Here is a 23,117-nt window from a genome sequence, read left to right on the forward strand (position 1 = left end):
GTCAACCAGAGGGTCAACGGAGGGCAGTTCTACCTTCTTGGAACCTATACATTCTATGCAGATTCAGGAGGGGCAATCAGGATACGAAACGACGCCACCGATGGATATGTCATCGCAGACGCAGTCATGCTGACTCGAGTCTGAAGTATCGGCCCAACCCCTTTTTTCGGTTCTTCCACTTCTGAACAGATGTCCATGAAACAATCTCTTGAATCCCCCATCATCAGAATTGTGCCGAATGCCAGAACCTCACCGAAAATAGATTTTTTAGGATCATTCAAATTGCCGAAATACTTTAAATAGAGTTTTTTCGACAGCACCCTCAGAATAAGAGGAAAGGAATCTCTGGCGGGCATGGCGTCCAATAGCCTCTGCCTCTTCAGGGTGATGGAGAATAGAGGCAATTTTTTCAGCGATCTGGTCCGGTGCATCAGGTTCAACGATCCAGCCGCACCCATCAAGGATTCTGGAGAGATCGGACACATCGGTCGCGATTATCGGTCGTGCCATCGCCATCGCATCGAACAATTTTGCCGGCACCTGACCAACGGTTGCTGGACCCCGCCGCTGTGGAATGACAACTAGATCGGACAGTGCCAGAAACTCAGGAACATTTGAAAAAGGTTGAAGTCCGTAACTCTGAAAACAGGAGCCCAGATGTTTTTTCCCGCATGCCACCAGGTCTCTGCAGTATTCGGAGTCATCCATCCCCACAACCATACAGATGATATCATCGGAGCCATTCAGACGAACAGCCTCTATGAGATCTTCAAGCCCCTTATGGGGGCGGGGTGTCCCCATAAACATCACGACACGTTTTCCATCATCAATCGCATACTTCCCCCGCAGAAGAGAGCGATCATAAACACCCGGATCAAACATCTCTGCAGAGCGGGCATGCCAGACAATCGTACCCCCAAAACGGTTCTGTAAAAAGTGGCTTGACACCGTGATCTCATCGGTGTACGGGATGAGGCGCTCGAAGAACAGGGTCCCCCAGAACGAACAGGGATCAAATGGATGGAGAGTTGAGTGCGCCAGAGACATCATCAGGGCTGAACGTGATTTGGCCTTTAAATCTTCAAGATAGAGACCACGATCCCAGTCATCGATATCAAGGATGAGAGGATTCCGTGCAGCCAGCTTCCTGAAAAGGCCCACACCAAAACTCGACGACAGCGGTTTGACCGGATAGACGACATCTCCATCGATCATGCCGGCGAGCTCCCGCATATGGGTGGAAGACCTGAAATGCCCTTTCACAGGTAGAATTGTGCATTCCAGATCCTTTTCAGAGGCGAGAGGCCCCCAGATACTGCCATCAGACGCAGGACCCACCACCTCAACACGGTAGCGCTTCCGCAACATCTTCCCGAGAAACAATACCCGTGTGATCCCATTTTTCGAGAAATCAGAGGCAAGCAGAGATATTTTCACCATTAAACACCTTTGAGGACATTTCGTGCAGAGCGTCAACCCTCCACCGGATCTCTCGTCGGTGGACACGACCCCGGGTTCAACCAGCCCGACTGCGACAAACCAATATTTATAGATATCCCAAACACTTTATCTATCAAAGGAAATTGCTCCACGGTCCCATCTAATCTTGAAAAGAAAGCAATTCAGCAGGATTGAGAGAAAGACTGACCGACAACCATCCAACACCTGCATAAGTTTTTTATATTAGGTCCGGCATAGTGGACGCTCATCACATCGGGATGTTTCGGGGGAGACGTTTCCAGACAACAATCAGGCAGTACACTCTTTATCAACACGTCATAAAGAGGCAGATGCACGGCAATCGACATATCTCTGGATATATCGTTAGATGTCTGCATCTCAGGTATCCGACCGTGCAGTGGATGCAATTGTTCTGTATCCCCGCCTGTGAGATCCGACCTGCCCCATTCAAATGGGAATCTGGCCGGCTTTCCCAGAAATCCCGACAGTTTCAGGGAAACAGGTGGTCATATGAGGATCCTTCAGTTTGCACCATATTATCTTCCATATCTGGGGGGACAGGAACGCTATATCCACAACCTTACGATGCATCTGATCAAACGGGGACATGAAGTCGACATTATCACATCAGACTATCCGAAGTGCGAGAAGGGGGATAATGCCGCCGTTCAGGTACATCGCTGCAGTTGCATCTGCAGACCGTTGCGAAACCCGATATCACCTGAATTCCTGACACTCGGGAAGAAGATCGGAGATTATGATATCGTTCATACACATAATGAGCACAGTTCTGCTGCGATTGCAGCGGCCCATTATCGTAAATATTACGCTTCGCCCCTTTTTTTGACATGCCACGGGCGCCTTATCTTTGGAACACCCTATATGAACCTGATCGAAAAGGTCTATAGCAGAACACTGGGGAAAAAAATCCTCGGCATCTGCGACACCATCGTCGTCAATGGAGTTGACGATCGTAACTATATCCTTTCGATCAATCCACATTTCCAGGAAAAAATCGTCGTTCTGCATAATGCCATCGACCCGGAGTATTTCTCATCATTTTCCGATTCCTTCGACCGGTGCACGGACGACGATACCCTCACCATCCTCTTTGTCGGGAGGTTGATCCGGAGAAAGGGCATAGAGTGGCTTATTAAATCGATGAAAATCTTAAAAAAAGAGCGGAGAGCAGGCAAAATCAAGTGCATTCTTGTTGGAGAAGGAGAAGATGAACTCTATTTTAGAAAACTTGCCGGAGATTATGGTCTGAAGGACGATGTCATCTTCCTCGGTGCAGTTCACGAGGAGGAACTCATCTCCCTGTATAAAAATTCGGACATTTTTGTGCTCCCATCGCTCTCCGAGGTCTGCCCCACGGTCGTTCTCGAAGCGATGTATTTCGGTCTGCCGGTGATCACGACAGACATTCCGGGCATCAGGGACCATTTCAATGGGGTTTCACTTCTGGTCCCACCACAAAACGAAGTATCACTCGCCGATGCGATACTGTGCCTCGCAGATAATTGTGAATTGAGGGATGACCTGGCGATTAAGGGGATGAGCAGGGTTAAAAGCCAGTACACCTGGGACAGGGTAGCAGCCAACTACGAACAGATTTACGCAGCCAAACTGGACTATACATGACTGACCTGAAGTTGATGATGGTGACACCCTATTTTTATCCCAAAATGGGTGGTGTTGAAAAATACGTCTATGAGATCTGCTCACGCCTTGTCGATCACTACAGCGTGGAGGTATCGGTCGTATGCACGAACTGGGATGCACACGACAACACCTACAGGGAAGAGACACTCGGCGGTATCAGCGTCTATAGACTGCCGTACCTCCTGAAAGTCTCGAGCACACCGGTCCATCCTGGATGGACGGCGATGCTGAGAGACCTGATCCGGCGGATTCAACCAGACGTGGTCAACGGGCACATACCAGTACCGCAGATTGCCGACGGGGCTGTACGAGCAGCCCATAAGGAGAAGGTTCCATATATCCTGACCTATCATAACGACCTGACAGGATACAACCCTGCAGTGAGAGCATTGTCCAGACTCTACTATCTCACAGAATGGAACAGAACACAGGAACTCTCACGGCTTATCATTGCCACATCCGAGTATTATGCACAGACATCCCCATACCTCAGCCCTCATCTCGATAAAATCCGTATCGTCTCACCAGGGGTGGATATTGAAAAGTACCGGATGCTTCAAACCGACCATATCAGACGCACATTCGGCCTCGGTGACGAGAAAATAATCCTGTTCGTCGGACAGCTGAACAGGGAAAGCCAGCACAAGGGACTGGAAGATCTGATCACCGCTATCAGTCATGTGAACCGGTCTTTTGACGCCAGACTTGTCGTCGTTGGAAAAGGCGACTATCTCGAGCATTACAGGCGACATGCAGAACGGGAAGGGGTCGATAAATACGTCATATTTGCCGGATATGTTGCCGACGAAGAGATAGTCCACTATTTCTGCGGAAGCGATGTAATGGTGCTTCCAAGTTACAACAGAGCGGAAGGCTTTGGAATGGTCCTGATCGAAGCACAGGCCTGTGGCACCCCTGTGATCGGAACGACGATGGGAGGGATCAGAGCAGCAGTCAGGGATCATGAGACCGGCCTGCTGGTCCCCCCCAGAGAACCGAAAAAAATCGCAGGGGCCATTCAGGAAATTTTACAGGACTCATCCTGCTCTGAACAGATGGGCCTCTCAGGCTACCGCTGGGTGCGGGAAAAATTCAGCTGGCAGAAGAGCACCAGTGACTTTTTCAGCGTTGCATGTGAGGGGGCCGGCAGATGAGGGTGTGCCTTATTGGAGCATTTTCCGGCAACCCGGATGAGGGTTATAAAAATATTGCACGACACCTTGCCGATTACCTCTCCAGAGATCATGAACTGATGGAGGTGGAGAACAGGCACCTGATCTCTGCCGGTATCTGGAAGGAGATGAAAACGTTTTCACCGGATATCATTCATTATATCACGGCTCCCACCCAATCGAGTTTTTTTGTGCTCAAAACAGCACAAAAAATCTGTGGGGGCGATGTGAAAACCGTCATCTCTGCTCTTCATCCCCGTTCACATGACCTGTTCAGCAATTCGTTCACCCGCCGGTATGTACAAAGTCTCAAACCCGACCTGATTTTGACGCAGTGCAGAGAGATCGAGAACAATTTTACCTCTGCAGGATGCAAAACCTCCCGACTTCCAAATGGTGTGGATACCTTGCGTTTCACGCCCCGCAACCAGGAAGATCGGATCAGAATGAGAGAATCACTCGGGATCGATGAAGAAAAATATGTCATTCTTCATGTCGGGCATATTACAAGGGCAAGGGGGATAGGCATCTTACGGGATCTGCAGAACGCAGACAGAGACCATCAGGTGGTCATCGTCGGGAGTTCATATTTCAAACCAGACCACACACTATGGAACGACCTGAAACAGAGCGGATGCCTCATACTCAATACCTATTTCAGACATATTGAGGAGATTTATGGTCTGGCAGACTGCTATGTCTTCCCGACACCGCCGGCAAACAGCATATTCATGCCTCTCTCTGTTCTTGAAGCCATGTCCTGCAACATTCCCGTTGTTTCTACCCCCTTCCAGGGATTGACGGATCACTTTTCAGAGGGAGAAGGATTGAGATTTTTCACAGAACCCGTCGATCTGATCCGGCACATCGAGGAATATCAGCAGGGGGTTCGAGATACCGGGATCAGAGAAAAGGTACTGCCGATCGACTGGAGCGTCATTGGCAGGCGACTGGAGGGCGAGTATCATAAAGTCGCCCAGGAGTGCTAAAATGGGCAAAAAAGGCTTTTTTATCTGTTTTACCGGGATTGACGGTTCAGGAAAGAGCACCATTGTAAACATGCTGGTCAGTACCCTGAACGAGAAAGGGGTTCCTGTAAAGTACCGTTACAACAGATATGTCCCGCTGCTGCTCAAACCGGCCCTCACTCTGGGAAAATTATTATTTTTCAGGAAAGAAGATTTTTTCTCGGACTATTCAGGATATTCCAAGGCAAAAAAGAAAACCTCAAAACGGCACCCAGTTCTGGCAACGGCATACAGATCTTTGCTCATCTTCGATTATGCACTTCAGACCCTGGTCAGAATAAAAATTCCAGTGTATTTCGGCCAGAATATTGTCTGCGACCGCTATATCTACGACACAATAATCACGGATTTTTCTGTTGACTTCAATTTTACAGATGAAGAAATCAGGAGTTCACTACACTCCTTCGATTTTTTTCCACGGCCTGACAGAGTGTTTCTCGTTGATGTGCCCGAAGAGATCGCCTTCAGCAGAAAAGACGATGTTCCTTCTGTCGACTATCTCCGTGACAGAAGGGCATCATACCACATACTTGCTTCAGAATGCGGAATGGATCTGATAGACGGATCACTACCGCTTGAAAGGATCCGACTCGAAGTGGAGAGTATTGCTCGGGGGGTTGCAAATGTCTAGGGTTGTCGTCATAGGTATAGACGGGCTTGATTCAGGACTTATACAGAAGTATGAGCATATTTTGCCGAATTTTCAGAAGATAAAAGAGGGATCGCCGGATGTCGGCATGCACTCGGTGTTCCCTCCAGATTCCCCGACTGCCTGGACCTCAATATACACCGGTCAGAACCCTGCAGAGCATGGCGTTATCTCATTCAAAGACCCGTTTTCACCCGCTCGACTCTGCGAGTATCTCGGAACCGACATATCCGGAAAGACCTTCTGGGACAGAGCAGGGAATGCCGGAAAAAAGGTGTGTGTCGTGTTTCCTCACCTCGGCTATCCGGTATGGGAGGTGAACGGGGTGATGGTCGGACGGACAACCGAAACCGACATACGTGAGTTTGACATCCAGATCTTCCCGGAACACCTGCAGGATCGTTATGATCTCTCTGATCTCTCTCCCATGACCTCTTATCCACTCAGGATTGGAGACATCATCCAACCGACACAGGACTTGATCCGTCGGGAGACAGACCTCGGACTCAAACTCTTTCAAGAAAATGACTGGGACCTCTTTTTTATTTATTACTCCTCGATCGACAATATCGAACACCTGTTCTGGATGTATTATGATCCCGACGACCCGGAATACTCCGACAATAACCCATATGAATCAGTCATTCCTGATTTTTACCACTATTATGACGAACATGTGATCGGTCCATTCCTCTCCCTTCTCGAGGAGGATATGACACTCATCGTCATCAGCGATCACGGGCATGGCATGCGACCGACAAAGGTTGTCAACATCAATGAGATGCTGAAACGGAACGGACTACTGAAAACAAAGCAGAACGGGCAAAATCCAGGGATCAGCAGTGCGGATATTGCACGAAGGCTCAAATCTTCGGTGGTCAATGCCGTCAGCGAATACCGCATTGTCGGAAAAGCGGCCTCAAAAATATTGAGCCATTTCCCGGGAGGACTGGGCGCCTTTACCAGGATAACACCGATTGAAAAGCAGGGAACAAAAGCCTATCTTTCCGATCCCTCGGGGGGGCTGAAGGCATATTCCTATGCAGGCATCAGGATCGACAGAGAGTTTCTTCCAGCGGACCAGTATGAAGAGATACGCAGACAGATCTTCACAGAACTGCCTGAGATCAGGGATCCGGATACAGGAGAGCGTATTGTTGAGTGGGTAAAAAGCAGAGAGAACGTCTACACCGGCCCATACCTCGAAAAGTATCCGGATGTCCTCTTTAAACTGAGGGATGACTGGGGCGTTGGATGGGACATCAATGGTTCACTCTATAGCAGCAGCCCATCGCACAAACTTCATTCTGGAAACCACAGGCTGGAATCTGCAGTGTTTCTGGCATATGGAGAAAAAATCCCGATACACAAACAGATTCTGGACCTCACAGACATCTCCCCCATTATACTGGACCTGCTGAACGTTCCTGGAGAGTGAAGCCAATGCCAGAAGAACCGTCAAAAGTGTGCCTGGTGATGCTGCCGCGTGCCCCGAAGGTCCCGTATAAATTTTTGTCCACCATGCTGGAGATATGCGAACCGATTACATCATCCGTGCATGTGATCACCGGAAACACTGAGAGGATCACCTATCCCGACACCGGTAAGGTCCATGTCCACGACATCAACCGGTCCATGGAAAAACCTGAAGACAATTGTTCATTCCTGAAAAAACTTCAAAACGGACTCAATGTGGTCTGGATCCAGATGTTGATCTCAAGGGAGATCCTTCGACTGCCACGGGATGTCGATCTGGTCGTCTTCTATGTATCCTGGCCATTTTACCTGATTCCACTCATTGCCTCAAAGTTATCCGGAAAAAGAACGCTCGAGGTGATCACTCGATCTAAACTGAACACTTCGAGCGCCCTGAACAGGGCGTACGCCCTCCAGGACAGGCTTCTGCTGACATTGATCGATTTCATATCGCCAGAATCACCGAATCTCATCCATGAACTGGACCTTGAGCGATATCAGGAAAAGATCGTGCCGATGGGCGCCAGATATATAGATACCAATTTTTTCAGGCCAAAAAAACCGATTCTGGAAAGAGACTGTATCGGATATATCGGTCGCCTCTGCGAAGAGAAAGGGCTTCTGGATTTTGTAAAAGCCGTACCACTCCTCGATGAGGGCACGAATGTCCCCCGAATACTGATCGGCGGGGAGGGGGAGCTTGCCGACGAGGTCAGAAATCTGAACGGGACACCCGGATGCAGCATCCTCCAGCCAGGATGGATTCCTGAGAGCGATCTCCCGGACTACATGAGTCAACTCAGGGTTCTGGTGCTGCCGACGAGACATTCAGAGGGCCTTCCAACCATTATTCTGGAGGCCATGGCCTGTGGAACACCTGTCCTTGCACCAGCGGTTGGAGGGATCGGGGATGTCGTGAGTGACGGAAAAACAGGGTTTATTCTGGAAAATACCACTCCGGAATGTATCGCAAATAACCTGAAGAGTGCACTGAATCATCCCCTGCTCAACACGATATCAGAAAACGCCCGGAATGCCATCGAACAGGAGTATACCTATGAGCGTGCAACACAACGCTACCGGCAGATATTCGAGATCATGCGGAGTTCATGATGAATCTGAAAGAATCGAGACTTGTTGTTGACCTGGATAAATACCTTGCACTGACCGGTCTGATTCTCTCATGTGCCCTGACAGCCTATTTTATCCTCAGGGCAGGCAACAACCTGTATGCGCTGACGGGCATATTTACATTTATTTCCTGTCTCTTCTGGCTTTTCATGAGGAAATCAGCAGATTTATCATGCAAAGTCATGGGTGATGCCTTCAGGTTCAGGCTTCTTGTGTCGGTTTTCTTTATTCTGCTCTTCTTCAGCATACTCACTGTCAGGTTGAGACCGGAAATTTATGAACGACCGATGGTCTATTTTATCGCAACCGCCCTGATGGCAGGCATTGTTGCGCTGGAAATCCTGTTCTCACAGCAACGATATCACTGGATCATTCTCTCTCAGGCAATGATCATCGGCATCAGCGTTGCCTGGTCACAGATGCTGATATTCCCAACAAGTGTACTTGGTATCGATCCCTCATACCATGAAGTATTCACCTATCGAATACTGGAAGCAGGCACCCTTCCGGGATCCGAAGATTATGCAAGTTTTCCATTGTTCCATCTGACCGTGGGCGCACAGATGCTCTTTGCCGAAATATCATATAAACATGCAACCATGCTTACGGTGAGTCTGGCACAGATAATCTGCAATGTCGTCTTCATCTATCTCATCGGTTCGTTTTTATTTGAAAACAAAAAAATCGGCCTGATGGCCGGTCTTCTCCTTGCGGTTTCCCACCACCAGATTTCGATGAGTTTCATATCGGTCCCCAATTCATATGCCGCAATATTTATTCTGGTCTCACTGTATCTCTTATTTATAAAAAAGCAGGATAAAAGGCATTATACCAAAATGCTGGCGATCATTGTTCTTATCACCCTCATATTCACCCATACACTTACGGCCATGTGTATGGCGATTCTGCTATTCGTATCCTGGATTACTGTCTTTGTGTATTCCTTGCTCCATTCACAGAAGGTGAGTCCAGTTTCGCTCAACCTAGCCGTGGGATTTTTTTTCATGATGTTTGCTTGGTGGATATATGCCTCAAGGAGCTTTCAGGCACTCGTACGTCTTTTTGAGTGGGGGTTCAGGATCGACTACTTTGTTGATGTTCCGGTCATTGCCTCCTCATATTCGGTCCCCTTCTGGGAACAGATCTTTTCGAATATGCCCACGTTCATCTTCTTTTCTCTCTCATTTATCGGCGTTCTCTACATGATCGCTCATAAAGAAAACCATTACCTGTGGATAATGGCAGTTGTTGGCGTCACTCCTCTTTTTCTGGGATATTCAAGCTATATGACCGGCCATTCAATTATTGAACATCGGTGGTGGTATTTTTCACAGTTGCTTCTGAGTCTGCCGCTTGCCGTCACCATCCTGCTGCTCTCGACATGGAGACAACGCAGTACAACAATTATTTCATTCATCGTCCTGATATCCATCGCAGGACTTACATTCTTGATGATCCTGAATCCTATCGCAAACGAAGACAACCATGCATTTTCGAAAAATACCGGTATCAGACAGGCACTTACAGAATCTGAAATACAGGCCGTTCGTTCGGTCTCAGAGATGTGGAGCGGGATAATAAAGGCGGACAGTTATTATGTCTTTAACCAGGCGTGGGGGGGGTATACGATGTCCACCTTCGATGAAGAACTTGACAGGGGCGATTATTCATCACTGGGTCGATATCTCTCCCTTATCAGGACTGCCACCATGTACGAACCATTCAGGTTTTACTCATCGGTCTATCGGTTTGACTTTGATCCTGGAGAAAAGTTGTCAGAACATGGGATTTCTCAGATCTATAATTGCGGGTCCGTGAGTGGATATCTTGGGGTATAGTCTATCAGACAGACTCCATGGCAGAGATAGATCGGCAGATTGCCGAAAGAGAATATCCGGCACAGGCTGCGAAGAAGCGGGAATATCTCTAATTTTTTCGGGAATTCTATAGCGAACACATTGGATACCGGACTCTGAGCAGAAGAAGCAGGGTTGACGCTACAGTTGATCTGCGTAATGTTCGTGGACGCATAGATGAAGAAACCTGTTGAAGTCGGGTTCTCGCTCACACAGTTTTCAAGCACTACCCCATCCACATTGGAGAGATCAAATGAATTGACAGCACCAATGTCCCGGCAATCGACCAGTGTCGCATTGACAACACCCCCGCGGATCATAAAACCACGACGATGGGTGCCCGAAGATGTGCAGTTCAGAAGTGTCACATCGCCGTTCGTGAAAAAACCAGCACCAAAATGACAGGTTTCTCCGGTGATTGCAGTCTTCTGAGCGTTGTTTTTACTGATACAATCTTTTAATACCACATTCCTGATTGTTGTCGGCTCAAAATGGAACCCGGATTCCCAGTTGCCTTCGGCATAACATCCATCGACAATCATGCCATCGACACTGCAGAGTTCTGCCAGATCAAAACCACAGACCCAGGGGTTATATCGACTGGAAAGACCGTAGTTGACAACCACACAATCCGTGTAGCGGATGTCTTTCACCCATGCACTGCTGGCGACCGACTGTGAGGCGGAGTTGATAAACCCGATACACCCACAGTCGATTGCAGAGCAGTTGATAAATTCAATATCCTGGATGACAGGTTTGTCCTTTGTGCACATGATCCTGAACGCACCGTCGATGGTGTCACCGGTGGTCATTGTAATGTCGTGGAGACGGACATGGTCACCCTCGATGAGGATGCATCCCTCCCCCACAGCCTTGAAATTTTCAAGCGTCACTCCCTGAACGGATGGGGAAATGAATATTGCTGCCTTTTTGCTCAGTGTAATGAGCGTATTTTCCACGCCCCGACCCTCCAGTACGCAGTCATTCTGCAGGGAAAGTGAGGAAGAGAGCGCAAAGGTGCCTTCACTCAGAACGATCGTGCCGCCACCGGACGAGGAGACAGCATTAATGGCAGCCTGAATTTCCTGCTGGTCACTGATACCGTCACAGATGTAGTCGGCATGAAGTTTGGACGTAGCTGAACTGTCACCTGCCGCTACAACCAGAGTGGCTGCATTGACCGCCTGAAAGAGACAGAGCAGGAGAATCACACAGGACAGCAGACCCGGGACAGATAGTGTGGATGCCTCAGCAGGACAGTCTGATCCTGAAGATAGCCCTTCATATTCATATATGAGATGATTTCTGAACGTCAACCCAAACCCCCTGAATCCAGCTAGCGGCATTCCTTGAATCCCACGCAGGTAAAAAATCCTGAGTTGAACCAGCCCCATTATCCCGAACGGTCGTACAGAACAGACACTGTCTGGAACAGACCATGCAGGAATGACGATCCACATTATCTCTCAGTCATTTCTTCCCGGATATGGACTAAGAAAACTCTTTCGGTATTATAATTATGATACGAGAAAAACCCTGCATGTGATTGTCGAGATATAACCCAACATGAAGTGTAATTATAATAGAATCAGGGCGGATGAAAACGAATTGCACCTATCGCCAGAATAATATATTGACACGCCCCATGATTCTTGGGGGAGGACGGAAGAGTTCACAATTCATGGGTCCATTGTGCGAAAAAAAGAGGGGCAGATGAAGGCACCATACCAGTGCCTATTATGCCACACGCACGAACCGGACCGCATCAGCGATCACATATCCGTCCGTGCCATCTGTACGAACCGTTATGGAACCGTCGGTCCCGGCATCAAAGGCATATTCACCAAGAAGGTTGAATGAACCGCCGTTGATACGCTGGTTGACCGTGACCGTTTCGGTCTGTCCACGATGGGCGATGTCGACAGGAGTGTTGCTCGCACGGTTGTTATACTCGGTGTAGTAGAGGTAGACCGCATACGTCCCGGATTCTGGAAGGTCAGGCGTAAAGGTCACACTCTTACCTCCTTTCCCACTATTCTGGTCATGGAGATAGTTTGTGCCGTATGGTGAGTTGATCAGTTCATAGGTGCTTGAGGCCCATGCACCGGTAACGGTGACATGGGCTGTGTCGGTGTTGTCAAGGGTGATCTCCTCATCTGCTGGAGGGATCGGTGTCGGGGTGGGTGCCGGCCCGACGTATACGAACCGGACCGCATCAGCGACCACATACCCGTCTGTGCCGTCTGTACGAACCGTTATGGAACCGTCAGTCCCGGCATCAAAGGCGTATTCACCAAGGAGGTTGAATGAACCGCCGTTGATACGCTGGTTGACCGTGACCGTTTCGGTCTGTCCACGATGGGCGATGTCGACAGGAGTGTTGCTCGCACGGTTGTTGTACTCGGTGTAGTAGAGGTAGACCGCATACGTCCCGGATTCTGGAAGGTCAGGTGTATAGGTCACACTCTTATCCCCCTTCCCGCTATTCTGGTCATGGAGATAGTTTGCGCCGTATGGTGAGTTGATCAGTTCATAGGTGCTTGAGGCCCATGCACCGGTAACGGTGACATGGGCAGTGTCGGTATTGTCAAGGGTGATCCCCTCGTCAGCCGGAGGCACCGGGGTCGGAGTGGGAGTAGGGGTCGGGGTAGGGGTCGGAATGGGTGCCGGCCCGACATACACGAACCGGACCGCATCGGCGATCACATACCCGTCCGTGCCGTCTGTACGAACCGTTATGGAACCGTCGGTCCCGGCATCAAAGGCATATTCACCAAGAAGGTTGAATGAACCGCCGTTGATACGCTGGTTGACCGTGACCGTTTCGGTCTGACCGCCATGGACGATGTCGACGGGAGTGTTGCTCGCACGGTTGTTGTACTCGGTGTAGTAGAGGTAGACCTCATACATCCCGCCCTCAGGGAGGTCGGCGGTAAAGGTCACACTCTTGCTTCCCTTTCCGCTGTTTCCATCATGGAAGTAATTTGCACCATAAGGAGGGTTGATCCCCGCAAAGGTGCTGGATGTCCACGCCCCTGTAACGGTGACATGGGCTGAATCGGTGTTGTCGATGGTGATCCCCTCGTCAGCCGGAGTCGGAACCGGGGTCGGAGTTGGGGTCGGAGTTGGGGTCGGAGTCGGGATCGGGGTTACAGGGTCGGGTGCCGTGTTCGATTTCACAACAGTGACACCCGAAAGGTCCAATCCGCTCGAGGATGTAGTCTTAATCGGACTCGACAGAGTGCTGTAGATGGTGCAGTCGACCGTCCTGACATTAGAAGAGCCGTAAATCGCGAGACCTGCCGATTTCGGGCTCTCGCTCACACAGTTCTTCAGCACAACGCCGTTGACATTGGAGAGATCAAATGAGTTGAGTGCACCACGGTCACTGCAGTTTACCAGTGTCGCAATGATGTCCCCGCCCCGGATCATGTAGCCGCGGCGGTGGTCGCCGATCGACACGCAGTTTTCAAGGGTCACATCACCGTTGGTGAAATAACCAGCACCAAACAGACAGGTTTCTCCGGTGACTGCAGTCTTCTTCGCGTTGTCTTTGCTGAAACAGTCCTTCATTACCACGTTCTTGATCGTCGTCGGTTCGAAGTGGAATCCGGATTCCCAGTTTCCTTCGGCATAACATCCCTCAATGACCATGCCGTCAACATTATTGAGTTCTGCGAAGTCAAAGCCACAGACCCAGGGATTAAACTGGCTTGCAAGACCGCAGTTGATGGCCACACAGTCTATGTACCGGATGTCTTTCACCCATGAGTTGAAGGCGACCGACCGGGAAGCGGAGTTGATAAACCCGATACACCCACAGTCGATTGCCGAGCAGTTCACAAATTCGACATCACTGACAACCGGTTTTCCACTCGAGCACATGATCCTGAACGCACCATCAACGGTGTCGCCGGTGGTCATCGTGATGTCATGGAGGCTGACATGGTCACCCTGGATGAGGATGCATCCCTCCCCCACGGCCTTGAAATTTCCGAGTGTTACCCTCTGAACAGAGGAGGAAATATATATCGTCGCCTTGTTGCTCAGTTTAAATAACGTTTTTTCTACTCCCTGACCTTCCAGCACACAGTCGTTCTGCAGGGAAAGCGAGGAAGAAAGCGCAAAGGTGCCTTCACTCAGGCTGATTGTGCCGCCACCGGACGAGGAGACAGCATTAATGGCAGCCTGAATTTCCTGTTGATCACTGATACCGTCACAGATGTAGTCGGCATGAAGTTGGGACGTTGCTGAACTATCACTTGCCGCCACAACCAGAGTAGCTGCACTGACTGCCTGAAAGAGACAGAGCAGAAGAGCAGCGCCAAGTAGAATACTTGTTTTTGACATTTTTATCACTGGTCCCCCTCTGGGCACATGATAATTTTTACACAATAACATTTAAAGTTGCCGAAATGAATTACAGAATTATTCGAGGTATTTTTGAAAATAATGAGAGCAACAAACCATTAAAGAGACACAGATCAAAATTGGTTGGGAAAATCGGCCGCAGAAAAGAGAATTTCTACACATCAATACATTGCCGTTTAACAGATATTCACCGCGTACAAATAATGTAAGCCCATGAAGTTTTAAAATTAATGATCAATCAGCCACATCACAAACAAAAAAGATTATATCAGACCACTCACACGACAAATCCAAAAGAAAAGCCGCAGAAATTTAAATCCACACGCCAGAATAGCAGATTAAATAAATTGAGACTGACAAGTATCAATTTTAGAAAATCTGACACAATTGCATCAAATAAGCATTAAAGGCACAAAAAAAGACAACCATAGAAATTTGTTTTTGATTTACAACCCATACTACAAAAAATTCAATTAACGGGAAATAATGAGACAATCAAGCACATTTTTTGCTCAAAATAGAGAGAAAATATCGTCCCAGGATAGGTCCGATACGGAGACTCCCGGACACGCCCTACAGAACAGGGGACGGCAAATATATTTTTGAACACATAATAGTTTCAAAATTTTTGAAATTTCCCCCTCAAGGCAACATTACGCTACATGAAATACGACATTGTAGAATTTTACCCCGATAATATCACATAATCTAAGAATATTATTAAAAAAGAAACAAAATAACAATGCGCTTAAATAAAATCATCATTATGAAAAAATATCCTCATTACTCCCCTTTTGATCACAGACAACCACGCCATCATTCCCGTGACCTTTCAGACGAAAAAAATAACCCAATAGCCACATTATGCAAAAAAATCCCAGGAATCCCGTTTTGATCGAATGCCCGGAATGAGGAGCAGAACATTGCCGCATACATTCCCGACCATGACGGGCCCCCCCGCGAATAGATCCATGGGGCCATCCCCCCCTTATAGAGTATTAAATGAAACAGAACTCGCCATCAGAGGTGAGGACTGTTTCAACCGCTATCTTCCAACTGCTGAGGGTATGGGACTTTCACCGTTCCTGAAACCTCTGCCGGGACACCCGTGGCCACAGAATTGGCAGGAACGTCCCTGACCACCACGGCATTTGCCCCGATGATAGAATTATCTCCAATGGATACAGGACCGAGGATCTTCGATCCTGCCCCCAGCATCACATTATCTCCAATAATAGGGGTTGTGCGTTCGTCCCGTTTCTTCCCCGGAACAATCCCTATCGTCACACCCTGGTAGATGGTGACGTTTTTACCGATCTCCACACCATATCCGATCACAATACACTGCGCATTCGGGATGAACAGGCCCGATCCGATATCCGCATATGGCGATATGCGGATGCCGGTCAGGGCAGAACCCATGAACCGGAAAAATGGCCCAATAAATCGTATTTTATTTCTGACGATCCGGTTGTTCACCCGGTAAAAATATATTGCACGAAAGCCGGGCTCCAGGACGAAATACCGCGTTACATGCGCATAATATCTGATCTTTCTCGATAGATCAGGCCTACCGGGACGTGAATAGAAATATCTCCCAATATCGGCTGCAAATATGCGTTCAGGGGAGGGGGGCTTCATGAATCATCTTCACATATCTTTTCAGCATTTTATAGGTGCCGGTGACCCTTATGGATAGACAGACCGGACAGGATTGCTTCAAGACCCCATACAGGAGGAGAGGATGACGACCCCGGACAGATAGAACACCCATAAAACGAGTGTCCATGGTTCTGAAAAAAAGAGGAATTATGTCCCGATATCCCACGCCGACATATAGTGCTCCTGCTCCTCAGAGAGGGCGTCGATCGTGATGCCAAGGGAGGTGAGTTTTCTGCCCGCCACCTCCTCGTCGATGGCGTTGGGGACATCATAGACACCGGCGACAAGACTCTTCCCATTTTCAAGGATATATTTCGCCGAAAGTGCCTGAAGGGCAAATGAGAGATCCATCACCTCGATCGGGTGGCCCATACCCTTCGGCGTGGCGAGGTTCACCAGGCGCCCCTCCGCGAGCACGTGGATCTTATGCCCGTCCAGCACATAGGTGTCGATCCCGTCCCGGCGTTCGATGTCACCGGCGTTCTTCTCAAGCCACTCGACATCGATCTCGACATTGAAGTGCCCGGCATTGGAGAGGATGGCACCGTCTCTGAGCAGGGGGAAGTGACGTTCGGTGAGGATCGAGGTGTTGCCGGTGGTGGTGATGAAGATCTCGCCGAGCGCCGACGCCGCCTCCATCGGCATCACGGCAAAGCCCTCCATATGGGCCTCGAGTGCCCGCCGGGTATCGACTTCGGTGACGATCACCCGCGCACCGAGCCCGCGGGCCTTCCTGGCGACGCCACGCCCGCAATACCCGTATCCGGCCACGACAAGATACTTGCCGGCAAGCAGGCAGTTCGTGGTCGCCATGATCGCCGAGAGCGAACTCTCGCCGGTGCCGTGGACGTTGTCAAAGTGGCGTTTCATCGGGGTGTCGTTCACCGCGATCACCGGGAACTTGAGGGCACCCTCGTCCGCCATCGAACGGAGGCGGTGGATGCCGGTGGTCGTCTCCTCGCACCCGCCGATGATGCCGGGGAGGAGGTCCTGCCGCCGGGTGTGGAGCTCGAAGATCAGGTCCATGCCGTCGTCGATAGTGATCGAGGGGCGGGCGTCCAGGACACGGTTGATCGCCGCATAATACTCCTCATTGGAGCATGCCCTCTTCGCATAGCAGTGGACGCCGGCGACCTCATTCAGCGCCTCCGCCACGTCGTCCTGCGTGGAGAGGGGGTTGCACCCGGTGATGTACACCTCCGCCCCGCCCGCGGCGAGGGTCTCGACGAGAACGGCAGTTTTTGCCTCCACATGGAGGGCCATGCCGATCGTTACGCCCTCAAGGGGCCGCTTTTCCTCAAATTCTCGCCTGATGCTCCCGAGGACCGGCATATACTGCCTGGCCCAGTCCATCTTCTGCTGACCGCTCTTCATTGCATCACCACAACATTTCTCCGGGAAGGTTGGACGTGACGGCACTTCAAGGGTTTGCAGGGGCGGATGCCCGCACCGGGAGGAAAGACCCCTTCCCGTCAAATGGAGCGAGTCGCCGGTCCGGTTCCCCGCAGCCCAAATACTGATTATCCCCGGAGTCAGAGAAGCTCTGTATGGCACTCACCAAGCGGATCATCCCCTGCCTGGACCTCAAGGACGGGCGTGTCGTGAAGGGGACGCACTTCCTTGGCCTGCGTGATGCGGGCGACCCCGTGGAGCTGGCGGCGCGCTACAACACCCAGGGGGCGGACGAGGTGATCTTTCTGGACATCACCGCCTCAAAGGAGGGGAGGGGCACCCTCATCCCGGTGATCGAGCGGGCGGCCGACGAGCTCTTCCTGCCGCTCACGGTCGGCGGGGGGATCAGGACCATCGATGACATCACCCAGATCCTCAGGGCCGGGGCGGACAAGGTCTCGATCAATACGAGTGCCGTGAACGATCCCTCACTGATCAGCCGCGGCGCCGAGCGCTTCGGCACCCAGTGCATCGTGGTGGCGATCGACGTGCGGGCGAACCCGGCGATGGAGGAGGGGAAGACGCCGATCGCCCTTGACAACGGGCGGGAGGTCTGGTACGAGGTGGTGACGATGGGCGGGTCGCACCCGACCGGCATCGACGCTGTCGGATGGGCGCAGGAGGTCGAAGAACGGGGTGCAGGCGAGATCCTGCTGACAAGCATGGAGACCGACGGCACAAAAGCGGGCTTCGACCTGCCGATCACCCGCACGATCTCGGAGAACGTCGGCATCCCGGTGATCGCCAGCGGCGGTGTCGGAACGCTGGAGCATTTTTATGAGGGGTTCACCCTCGGAAAAGCGGACGCCTGCCTTGCGGCAAGCGTCTTCCACTACGGGGAGTTCACCATCCGGCAGGTCAAGGAGTATCTGGCCGGACGGGGTATCCCGGTACGGCTGTGAGGTCCAGTTCGAGCGCCGCCACCGGGTGCTCGAGCGAGAAGGCGGTGAGCACCTCCGGGTGGATCTCGCCAAACACCCCCACCCTTTTTCCGTCCACGATCACATCGCCCCTGCGCCCGTCGATGAATGCCGGATCGGCCGATTCGACAAAGGTCGCCCCGACCCCGCACTCGCGGCAGAGGGCGTCCATGGCGGCGTAGGCCTCCGAGAAATCGGCGCCCGGATGGATCGAGGCGGCGGCCACGCTCTGGAGCGTGGTTGTCGCCCGGATCACGTCTCCGACGGCAAAGATCCGCTGCGGCAGTTCACGGTGGCAGTTGATCTCCAGGATCTCCATGATCAGGGGGAGGATATCGGTGCGCACCACGCTCTGGTCCTCGGAGATCGGTTTTGAGACCCGCAGGAGGTCGGTGGACGGTTCGCGCCCCATCCGCTCATAGAGGATCCGCTCCGAGGTGAGGGTGAAGGGGAGCACCTCCAGGTGCCCCATGCCGGTGAAGACCGAGCGGACGGTGCGCTCGAGGACGGCGATCGGGTGCTCCCGCCCGGTGGTGTAGGTCCGCGGCCGGGAGGTCTCGAAACGGTCATAGCCATAGGCGATGGCGAGGTCCTCGAAGAGATCGGCGTCATGGATGATATCGGCCCGATAGGGCGGGACAAGCACGCGGACCCCTCCGTCGTCGAGGGGTTCAGCGCCGAAACGCATCTTCTGCAGGAGCGCGGCCATCTCGTCGGCCGAGAGATCGAGGCCGATGAGGCGGCGGCAGGCGTCCACCGTGACGATCCGCTCTGTCGGCGAGAGGTCGGGGCAGGCGGTCCCGTCGATCTCCACGCTCTCGATCGTCGCCCCTGCTTCGGCCAGGGCGGTGCAGATGATGGCGGCGGCCATTCTGACAGCACGCTCGTCGGTGCCGGTGCAGTCCAGGAGGATGGTCGTCGTCTCCGTCGTCACCCGCGTCAGCTCGCCGTTGATGATCGGCGGGAAGGAGAGCACCCGGCCCTCTGCATCCACAATCAGGGGGAAACGGTCGAAGGCATCCACAATATGGGCATAGTCGCGGCCCTTGGGGTGCTGCTCCAGGATCTCCTCGAGGCTGAGTTCTTCCTCGAAGTCCAGGGGGACAAACCGGTGGTCCCGCGGGGCGGCGAGATAGCGGAAGGGGGGGCGCACGGCATCCATGTCATGGACACCGATCGCCACCTTCCGCCGCCCCCGCCCGAGGGCCCAGTGCAGGGCCTCCTGCAGCCCCATCAGGCTCTCGATACCCGCCTCGTCCATGCGGACGTTCCTGATCACGGCCGATGCGAGGTGGGGCCGGATCTCCGCAAGTCCGGGATCGACACTGAAGGTGATCCCTGAAGCGGTGACCGGATAGGAGGGAAGACCCCCCTCGATCCCCAGGAACCCCCGCATCGCCCGGGCGACCCCCTCGGTGGAGTAGAGGTCCACCCTGCTCGGGAAGAACTCCACGTCCACGCCGTCCTCAAGGGTGCGCTCGATATCAGATCCGATCATCGGCAGCCGCTCCAGGATCGTCTCCCGGTCGGCGCCGGTCAGGCGCTCGAGATATTCGTAATTGAGACTGATGATTGCCATCTGATCACTCCTCCCTCCCGATCACGGGGTGGTCGCGTATCCAGTCGATGTCGCTGCGGTAGAGCTGGCGGAGGTCCCGGAGCCCCAGGCGCAGCATCGCAAGCCTGCTGATCCCGAGCCCCCAGGCAAGCACGGGCGCCTCGATCCCCCAGGGGGCGGTGACCTCCTCCCTGAAGACGCCGGCACCGCCGAGCTCCACCCAGCCAAGCCCGTCCACCCGGACCTCGGGCTCCACCGAGGGTTCGGTGTAGGGGAAGTAGCCCGGCCTGAACCTGACGGCGTCAAAGCCCATGGCGGCGTAAAACTCCTTCAGATACCCGAGGAGGTCGCGGAAGGTGACGTCCTCGTCCATTACGATCCCCTCGAGCTGCTCAAACTCCGGCAGATGGGTGGGATCGATCGCCTCGCGCCGGTAGACCCGCCCGAGGGCAAAGGCCTTCACCGGCGGGCGGCGGGTGGCCACCAGGTGGCGGATGGAGAGGGGGGTAGTGTGGGTGCGGAGCACGCACTGCTCGGCCTTTGCCGGGTCCCATCGCCCGCCCCATCCGGTGGAGGAGGTGTCCCCGCCATGCTCGTGGATATCCCTGACCCCCTCCCATCCCGGCGGACAGGGTTCGGCGAGGTCGAGGTAGAAGGTGTCCTGCATCTCGCGTGCCGGGTGGTCCTGCGGCTGAAAGAGGGCGTCGAAGTCCCAGAAGGCGCTCTGGACGATCTCGCCCCGCATCTCCTCAAAGCCCATCTCCAGCAGGATCCGGCGGACATCATCAAGCACACCGCCATAGGGGTGGGTCTTGCCCGGCCAGATACGTTTCGGCGGGGTGGCGAGGCTGTAGCGGCGGAGGTTTGCGGTCCGCCAGGAGCCGCTGATGATCTGCTCGCGCGTCAGGGTGCCGGTTTCCTCGGTGAGGTCGAGTCCGGCATCGACGAGCGCCCGGCCCGCGGCCGTGATCCGGATCTGCCACGCCGTCTCCTCGGAGGCGGTGATCAGGTTGCGCTTGAGGAGATCGGCGATGCCGGGCATGCCCTCCTTCGGGTCCTGCAGGGCGATCTCGTCATCGCCGGGGGGCACCTCGCCGACCCGCTCTGCGACGCCGGCGCGGATCGTGATCCAGCCCTTCTTCCTGAGCCAGCCGATCCCGATTCTTGAAAGGGGGTGGGCCTGCAGGTCCCGCATCGGGGCCGAATCACCGACATTCTCCAGCATCTGCCGTTCGGGAAGTCCGTTCTTCCGGTAGTCCTCGCCCTCGGGGGTGAGGGCATAGGTCGTCGTGGTCGTCCGCACGACCTCTGCAAGCCCGCTATCAGCACAGAGATGGGCATACTGCACGACCGCCGCCTCCGTCGTCCCGAGAGCACCGGCAAGGGCGCCGGTCCCGGCCTCGCCGAGAGGGGCAAGGGCCACGAGGAGGCGTTTTTCATTCAGGGTGAGATCTGCCATTATTCATCCACCAGATGTTCCACTTCATCCATCCGCTCTCTGAAATCCTTCAGGAACGCCTTAGTCCGTTCAAGCGTTTCTTTCTTGCATGTTCCGCACATCATCTCGCCGGACCGGCATTTCCTGCAGATCTCGGCAAGTTCGGCATCGTCCTCCTCCATGTGGAAAAGGTTGAGGAGATAGACCGAACACCGTTCAGGTTCGCCGCCCAGGCGTTTCTGCTCCTCTAGGGTCATGCGTCCGCCGGTGAGCGCCCCCATCACCTTCTTCTTCAGGTCCTTCTCCGACTCATGGAAGGAGATGAAACTCTCGGGGACCGATGAGGACATCTTTCCGCCCTGCAGCCCCTGCATGAAGGTGTGATAAGTGGCGGACGGGGCGATGAAGCCATACCCGCCGTGGTCGATCTCGATCTCCCGCACCGCCGCCTCGATTGCCTGCAGGTCCCCTCCCCTGACATCCACATGCCCGCCATAGCGTTTTGAACCGGGGAACGCTGCGTGGACGGCATCGATCGCCGCATCAGGGGCGTTCTTCGACCGGACGCTCACGTGCCCGTCCCGCTGCTCCACCAGGAACATCCTGAGCTTGTATGCGACGTCCCGGGTCAGCCTGATATGCGGGTCCTGGTCGATGCCGACCGGCACCACCGTCGGCGCCGGTCCGCAGTCAGTCTGTGGGTAGAGGATGTCCGCCACCTGTGTGGCCACGCTCATCCCGTGGGCGAGGGAGGTCTCCTGCGTGAAGCCGTATATCGCCGAGAGATCGGAGAAATTGATCTTGATCGCCGCCTCGAAGGCCAGATCCTTGAGGGGGTCGTTGCTGCTCTGGGCATAGGTCGTCCCCTGGTAGCCGAGGGCATACAGGCAGGTGAGGTACTCCCGCCCGAACTCCCGGCACTGCTCCCACGGGATGCCCCGGACGGCATGCGCCTCGCGGTCGGCGACCGCCACATAACCGCGTCCGCCCTGCTCCACATGCCAGACCACCTCCTTCATCACCATCAGGTGACCGAGGTGCGGGTGGCCGGAGGGCATGAAACCGGTCATCACGTTAAAGGGTGTTCTGTTCCTGACGGCGTCGGCGATCGGACCGTAGTCACGATGGCCGACGACGATCCCCCGGCGCATGAATGGCGGGACGTCGGGGAGGCGGTCAATGACGGTTTCCATCGGTTCGATGCCGAATTCGGTGAAGAGTTTCCCGACATCGACCGTCTGGCTGCTTGCCCATGGATTGATCCCCTGCTGCATAGGT

The 23,117-nt window shown here is 53.2% G+C and carries 17 protein-coding genes; 9 read left to right on the forward strand and 8 right to left on the reverse strand.

Going from position 1 to position 23,117, the window contains the following annotated elements; translation table 11 throughout:
• Positions 1 to 144, forward strand: a 144-nt coding sequence (locus CUJ86_RS12385; RefSeq protein ID WP_449405505.1) for a carbohydrate-binding protein, incomplete at its 5' end; no start/stop codon positions are given.
• Positions 145 to 273: 129 nt separating this feature from the next.
• On the opposite strand, the gene CUJ86_RS00005 is transcribed toward CUJ86_RS12385, so the two are convergent.
• Positions 274 to 1,440 (reverse strand): glycosyltransferase, encoded by a 1,167-nt coding sequence (locus CUJ86_RS00005; protein WP_130645516.1) that lies wholly within the window; start codon positions 1,438 to 1,440, stop codon positions 274 to 276.
• A gap of 531 nt (positions 1,441 to 1,971) precedes the next feature.
• Here CUJ86_RS00005 and CUJ86_RS00010 point away from each other — a divergent pair.
• The 7 genes from CUJ86_RS00010 (at position 1,972) to CUJ86_RS00040 (ending at position 10,420) form a co-directional block, all read left to right on the forward strand.
• Complete coding sequence (locus tag CUJ86_RS00010; protein ID WP_130645517.1) at positions 1,972 to 3,105, forward strand: glycosyltransferase family 4 protein; 1,134 nt, start codon at positions 1,972 to 1,974, stop codon at positions 3,103 to 3,105.
• A gap of 44 nt (positions 3,106 to 3,149) precedes the next feature.
• The gene (locus tag CUJ86_RS00015) at positions 3,150 to 4,280 is read left to right on the forward strand and encodes a glycosyltransferase (protein WP_207231366.1); all 1,131 of its coding nucleotides are present in this window, start codon (positions 3,150 to 3,152) and stop codon (positions 4,278 to 4,280) included.
• Positions 4,281 to 4,378: 98 nt separating this feature from the next.
• Entirely contained in the window at positions 4,379 to 5,287 is a 909-nt protein-coding gene (locus tag CUJ86_RS00020) for a glycosyltransferase family 4 protein (RefSeq protein WP_165394702.1), read from the forward strand.
• 1 nt (position 5,288) lies between these two features.
• A complete protein-coding gene (locus CUJ86_RS00025; RefSeq protein ID WP_130645520.1) occupies positions 5,289 to 5,957 on the forward strand; it encodes a dTMP kinase in 669 nt (222 codons plus the stop codon).
• Complete coding sequence (locus CUJ86_RS00030) at positions 5,902 to 7,413, forward strand: alkaline phosphatase family protein (protein ID WP_130645521.1); 1,512 nt, start codon at positions 5,902 to 5,904, stop codon at positions 7,411 to 7,413. The genes CUJ86_RS00025 and CUJ86_RS00030 overlap by 56 nt, the downstream gene beginning before the upstream one ends.
• Positions 7,414 to 7,418: 5 nt before the next feature.
• Entirely contained in the window at positions 7,419 to 8,564 is a 1,146-nt protein-coding gene (locus tag CUJ86_RS00035; protein WP_130645522.1) for a glycosyltransferase family 4 protein, read from the forward strand.
• Positions 8,564 to 10,420: a hypothetical protein gene (locus CUJ86_RS00040; protein ID WP_130645523.1), complete on the forward strand. Its 1,857-nt coding sequence runs from the start codon at positions 8,564 to 8,566 to the stop codon at positions 10,418 to 10,420. Before CUJ86_RS00035 ends, CUJ86_RS00040 begins: the two co-directional genes overlap by 1 nt.
• Here the strand turns inward: CUJ86_RS00040 and CUJ86_RS00045 are convergent.
• The 4 genes from CUJ86_RS00045 to CUJ86_RS00060 all read right to left on the reverse strand — a co-directional run bounded on the left by CUJ86_RS00045 (position 10,381) and on the right by CUJ86_RS00060 (position 17,845).
• Positions 10,381 to 11,898, reverse strand: a complete 1,518-nt coding sequence (locus CUJ86_RS00045) for a glycoside hydrolase family protein (RefSeq protein WP_130645524.1) — start codon at positions 11,896 to 11,898, stop codon at positions 10,381 to 10,383. The two genes, CUJ86_RS00040 and CUJ86_RS00045, sit on opposite strands and share 40 nt — an antisense overlap.
• A 277-nt stretch (positions 11,899 to 12,175) precedes the next feature.
• The gene (locus CUJ86_RS12230) at positions 12,176 to 14,788 is read right to left on the reverse strand and encodes a golvesin C-terminal-like domain-containing protein (RefSeq protein WP_165394704.1); all 2,613 of its coding nucleotides are present in this window, start codon (positions 14,786 to 14,788) and stop codon (positions 12,176 to 12,178) included.
• A gap of 1,059 nt (positions 14,789 to 15,847) precedes the next feature.
• A complete protein-coding gene (locus CUJ86_RS00055) occupies positions 15,848 to 16,450 on the reverse strand; it encodes a serine O-acetyltransferase (RefSeq protein WP_130645526.1) in 603 nt (200 codons plus the stop codon).
• A gap of 168 nt (positions 16,451 to 16,618) precedes the next feature.
• Positions 16,619 to 17,845 (reverse strand): adenosylhomocysteinase, encoded by a 1,227-nt coding sequence (locus CUJ86_RS00060; RefSeq protein WP_130645527.1) that lies wholly within the window; start codon positions 17,843 to 17,845, stop codon positions 16,619 to 16,621.
• A gap of 173 nt (positions 17,846 to 18,018) precedes the next feature.
• On the opposite strand from CUJ86_RS00060, the gene hisF reads away from it, so the two are divergent.
• Positions 18,019 to 18,825 (forward strand): imidazole glycerol phosphate synthase subunit HisF, encoded by an 807-nt coding sequence (gene hisF / locus CUJ86_RS00065; protein ID WP_130645528.1) that lies wholly within the window; start codon positions 18,019 to 18,021, stop codon positions 18,823 to 18,825.
• On the opposite strand, the gene pheT is transcribed toward hisF, so the two are convergent.
• The 3 genes from pheT to CUJ86_RS00080 are packed head-to-tail and all read right to left on the reverse strand — an operon-like array spanning position 18,782 to position 23,113.
• The gene (pheT, locus tag CUJ86_RS00070) at positions 18,782 to 20,422 is read right to left on the reverse strand and encodes a phenylalanine--tRNA ligase subunit beta (RefSeq protein WP_130645529.1); all 1,641 of its coding nucleotides are present in this window, start codon (positions 20,420 to 20,422) and stop codon (positions 18,782 to 18,784) included. The genes hisF and pheT overlap by 44 nt on opposite strands.
• A gap of 4 nt (positions 20,423 to 20,426) precedes the next feature.
• A complete protein-coding gene (pheS, locus tag CUJ86_RS00075) occupies positions 20,427 to 21,860 on the reverse strand; it encodes a phenylalanine--tRNA ligase subunit alpha (RefSeq protein WP_130645530.1) in 1,434 nt (477 codons plus the stop codon).
• Positions 21,860 to 23,113 carry a tryptophan--tRNA ligase gene (locus CUJ86_RS00080; RefSeq protein ID WP_130645531.1) on the reverse strand — a complete coding sequence of 418 codons (1,254 nt, stop codon included), beginning with the start codon at positions 23,111 to 23,113 and terminating at the stop codon, positions 21,860 to 21,862. Before CUJ86_RS00080 ends, pheS begins: the two co-directional genes overlap by 1 nt.
• Positions 23,114 to 23,117: the final 4 nt, after the last annotated feature.

The organism is Methanofollis fontis (assembly GCF_004297185.1).
Taxonomy (GTDB): domain Archaea; phylum Halobacteriota; class Methanomicrobia; order Methanomicrobiales; family Methanofollaceae; genus Methanofollis; species Methanofollis fontis.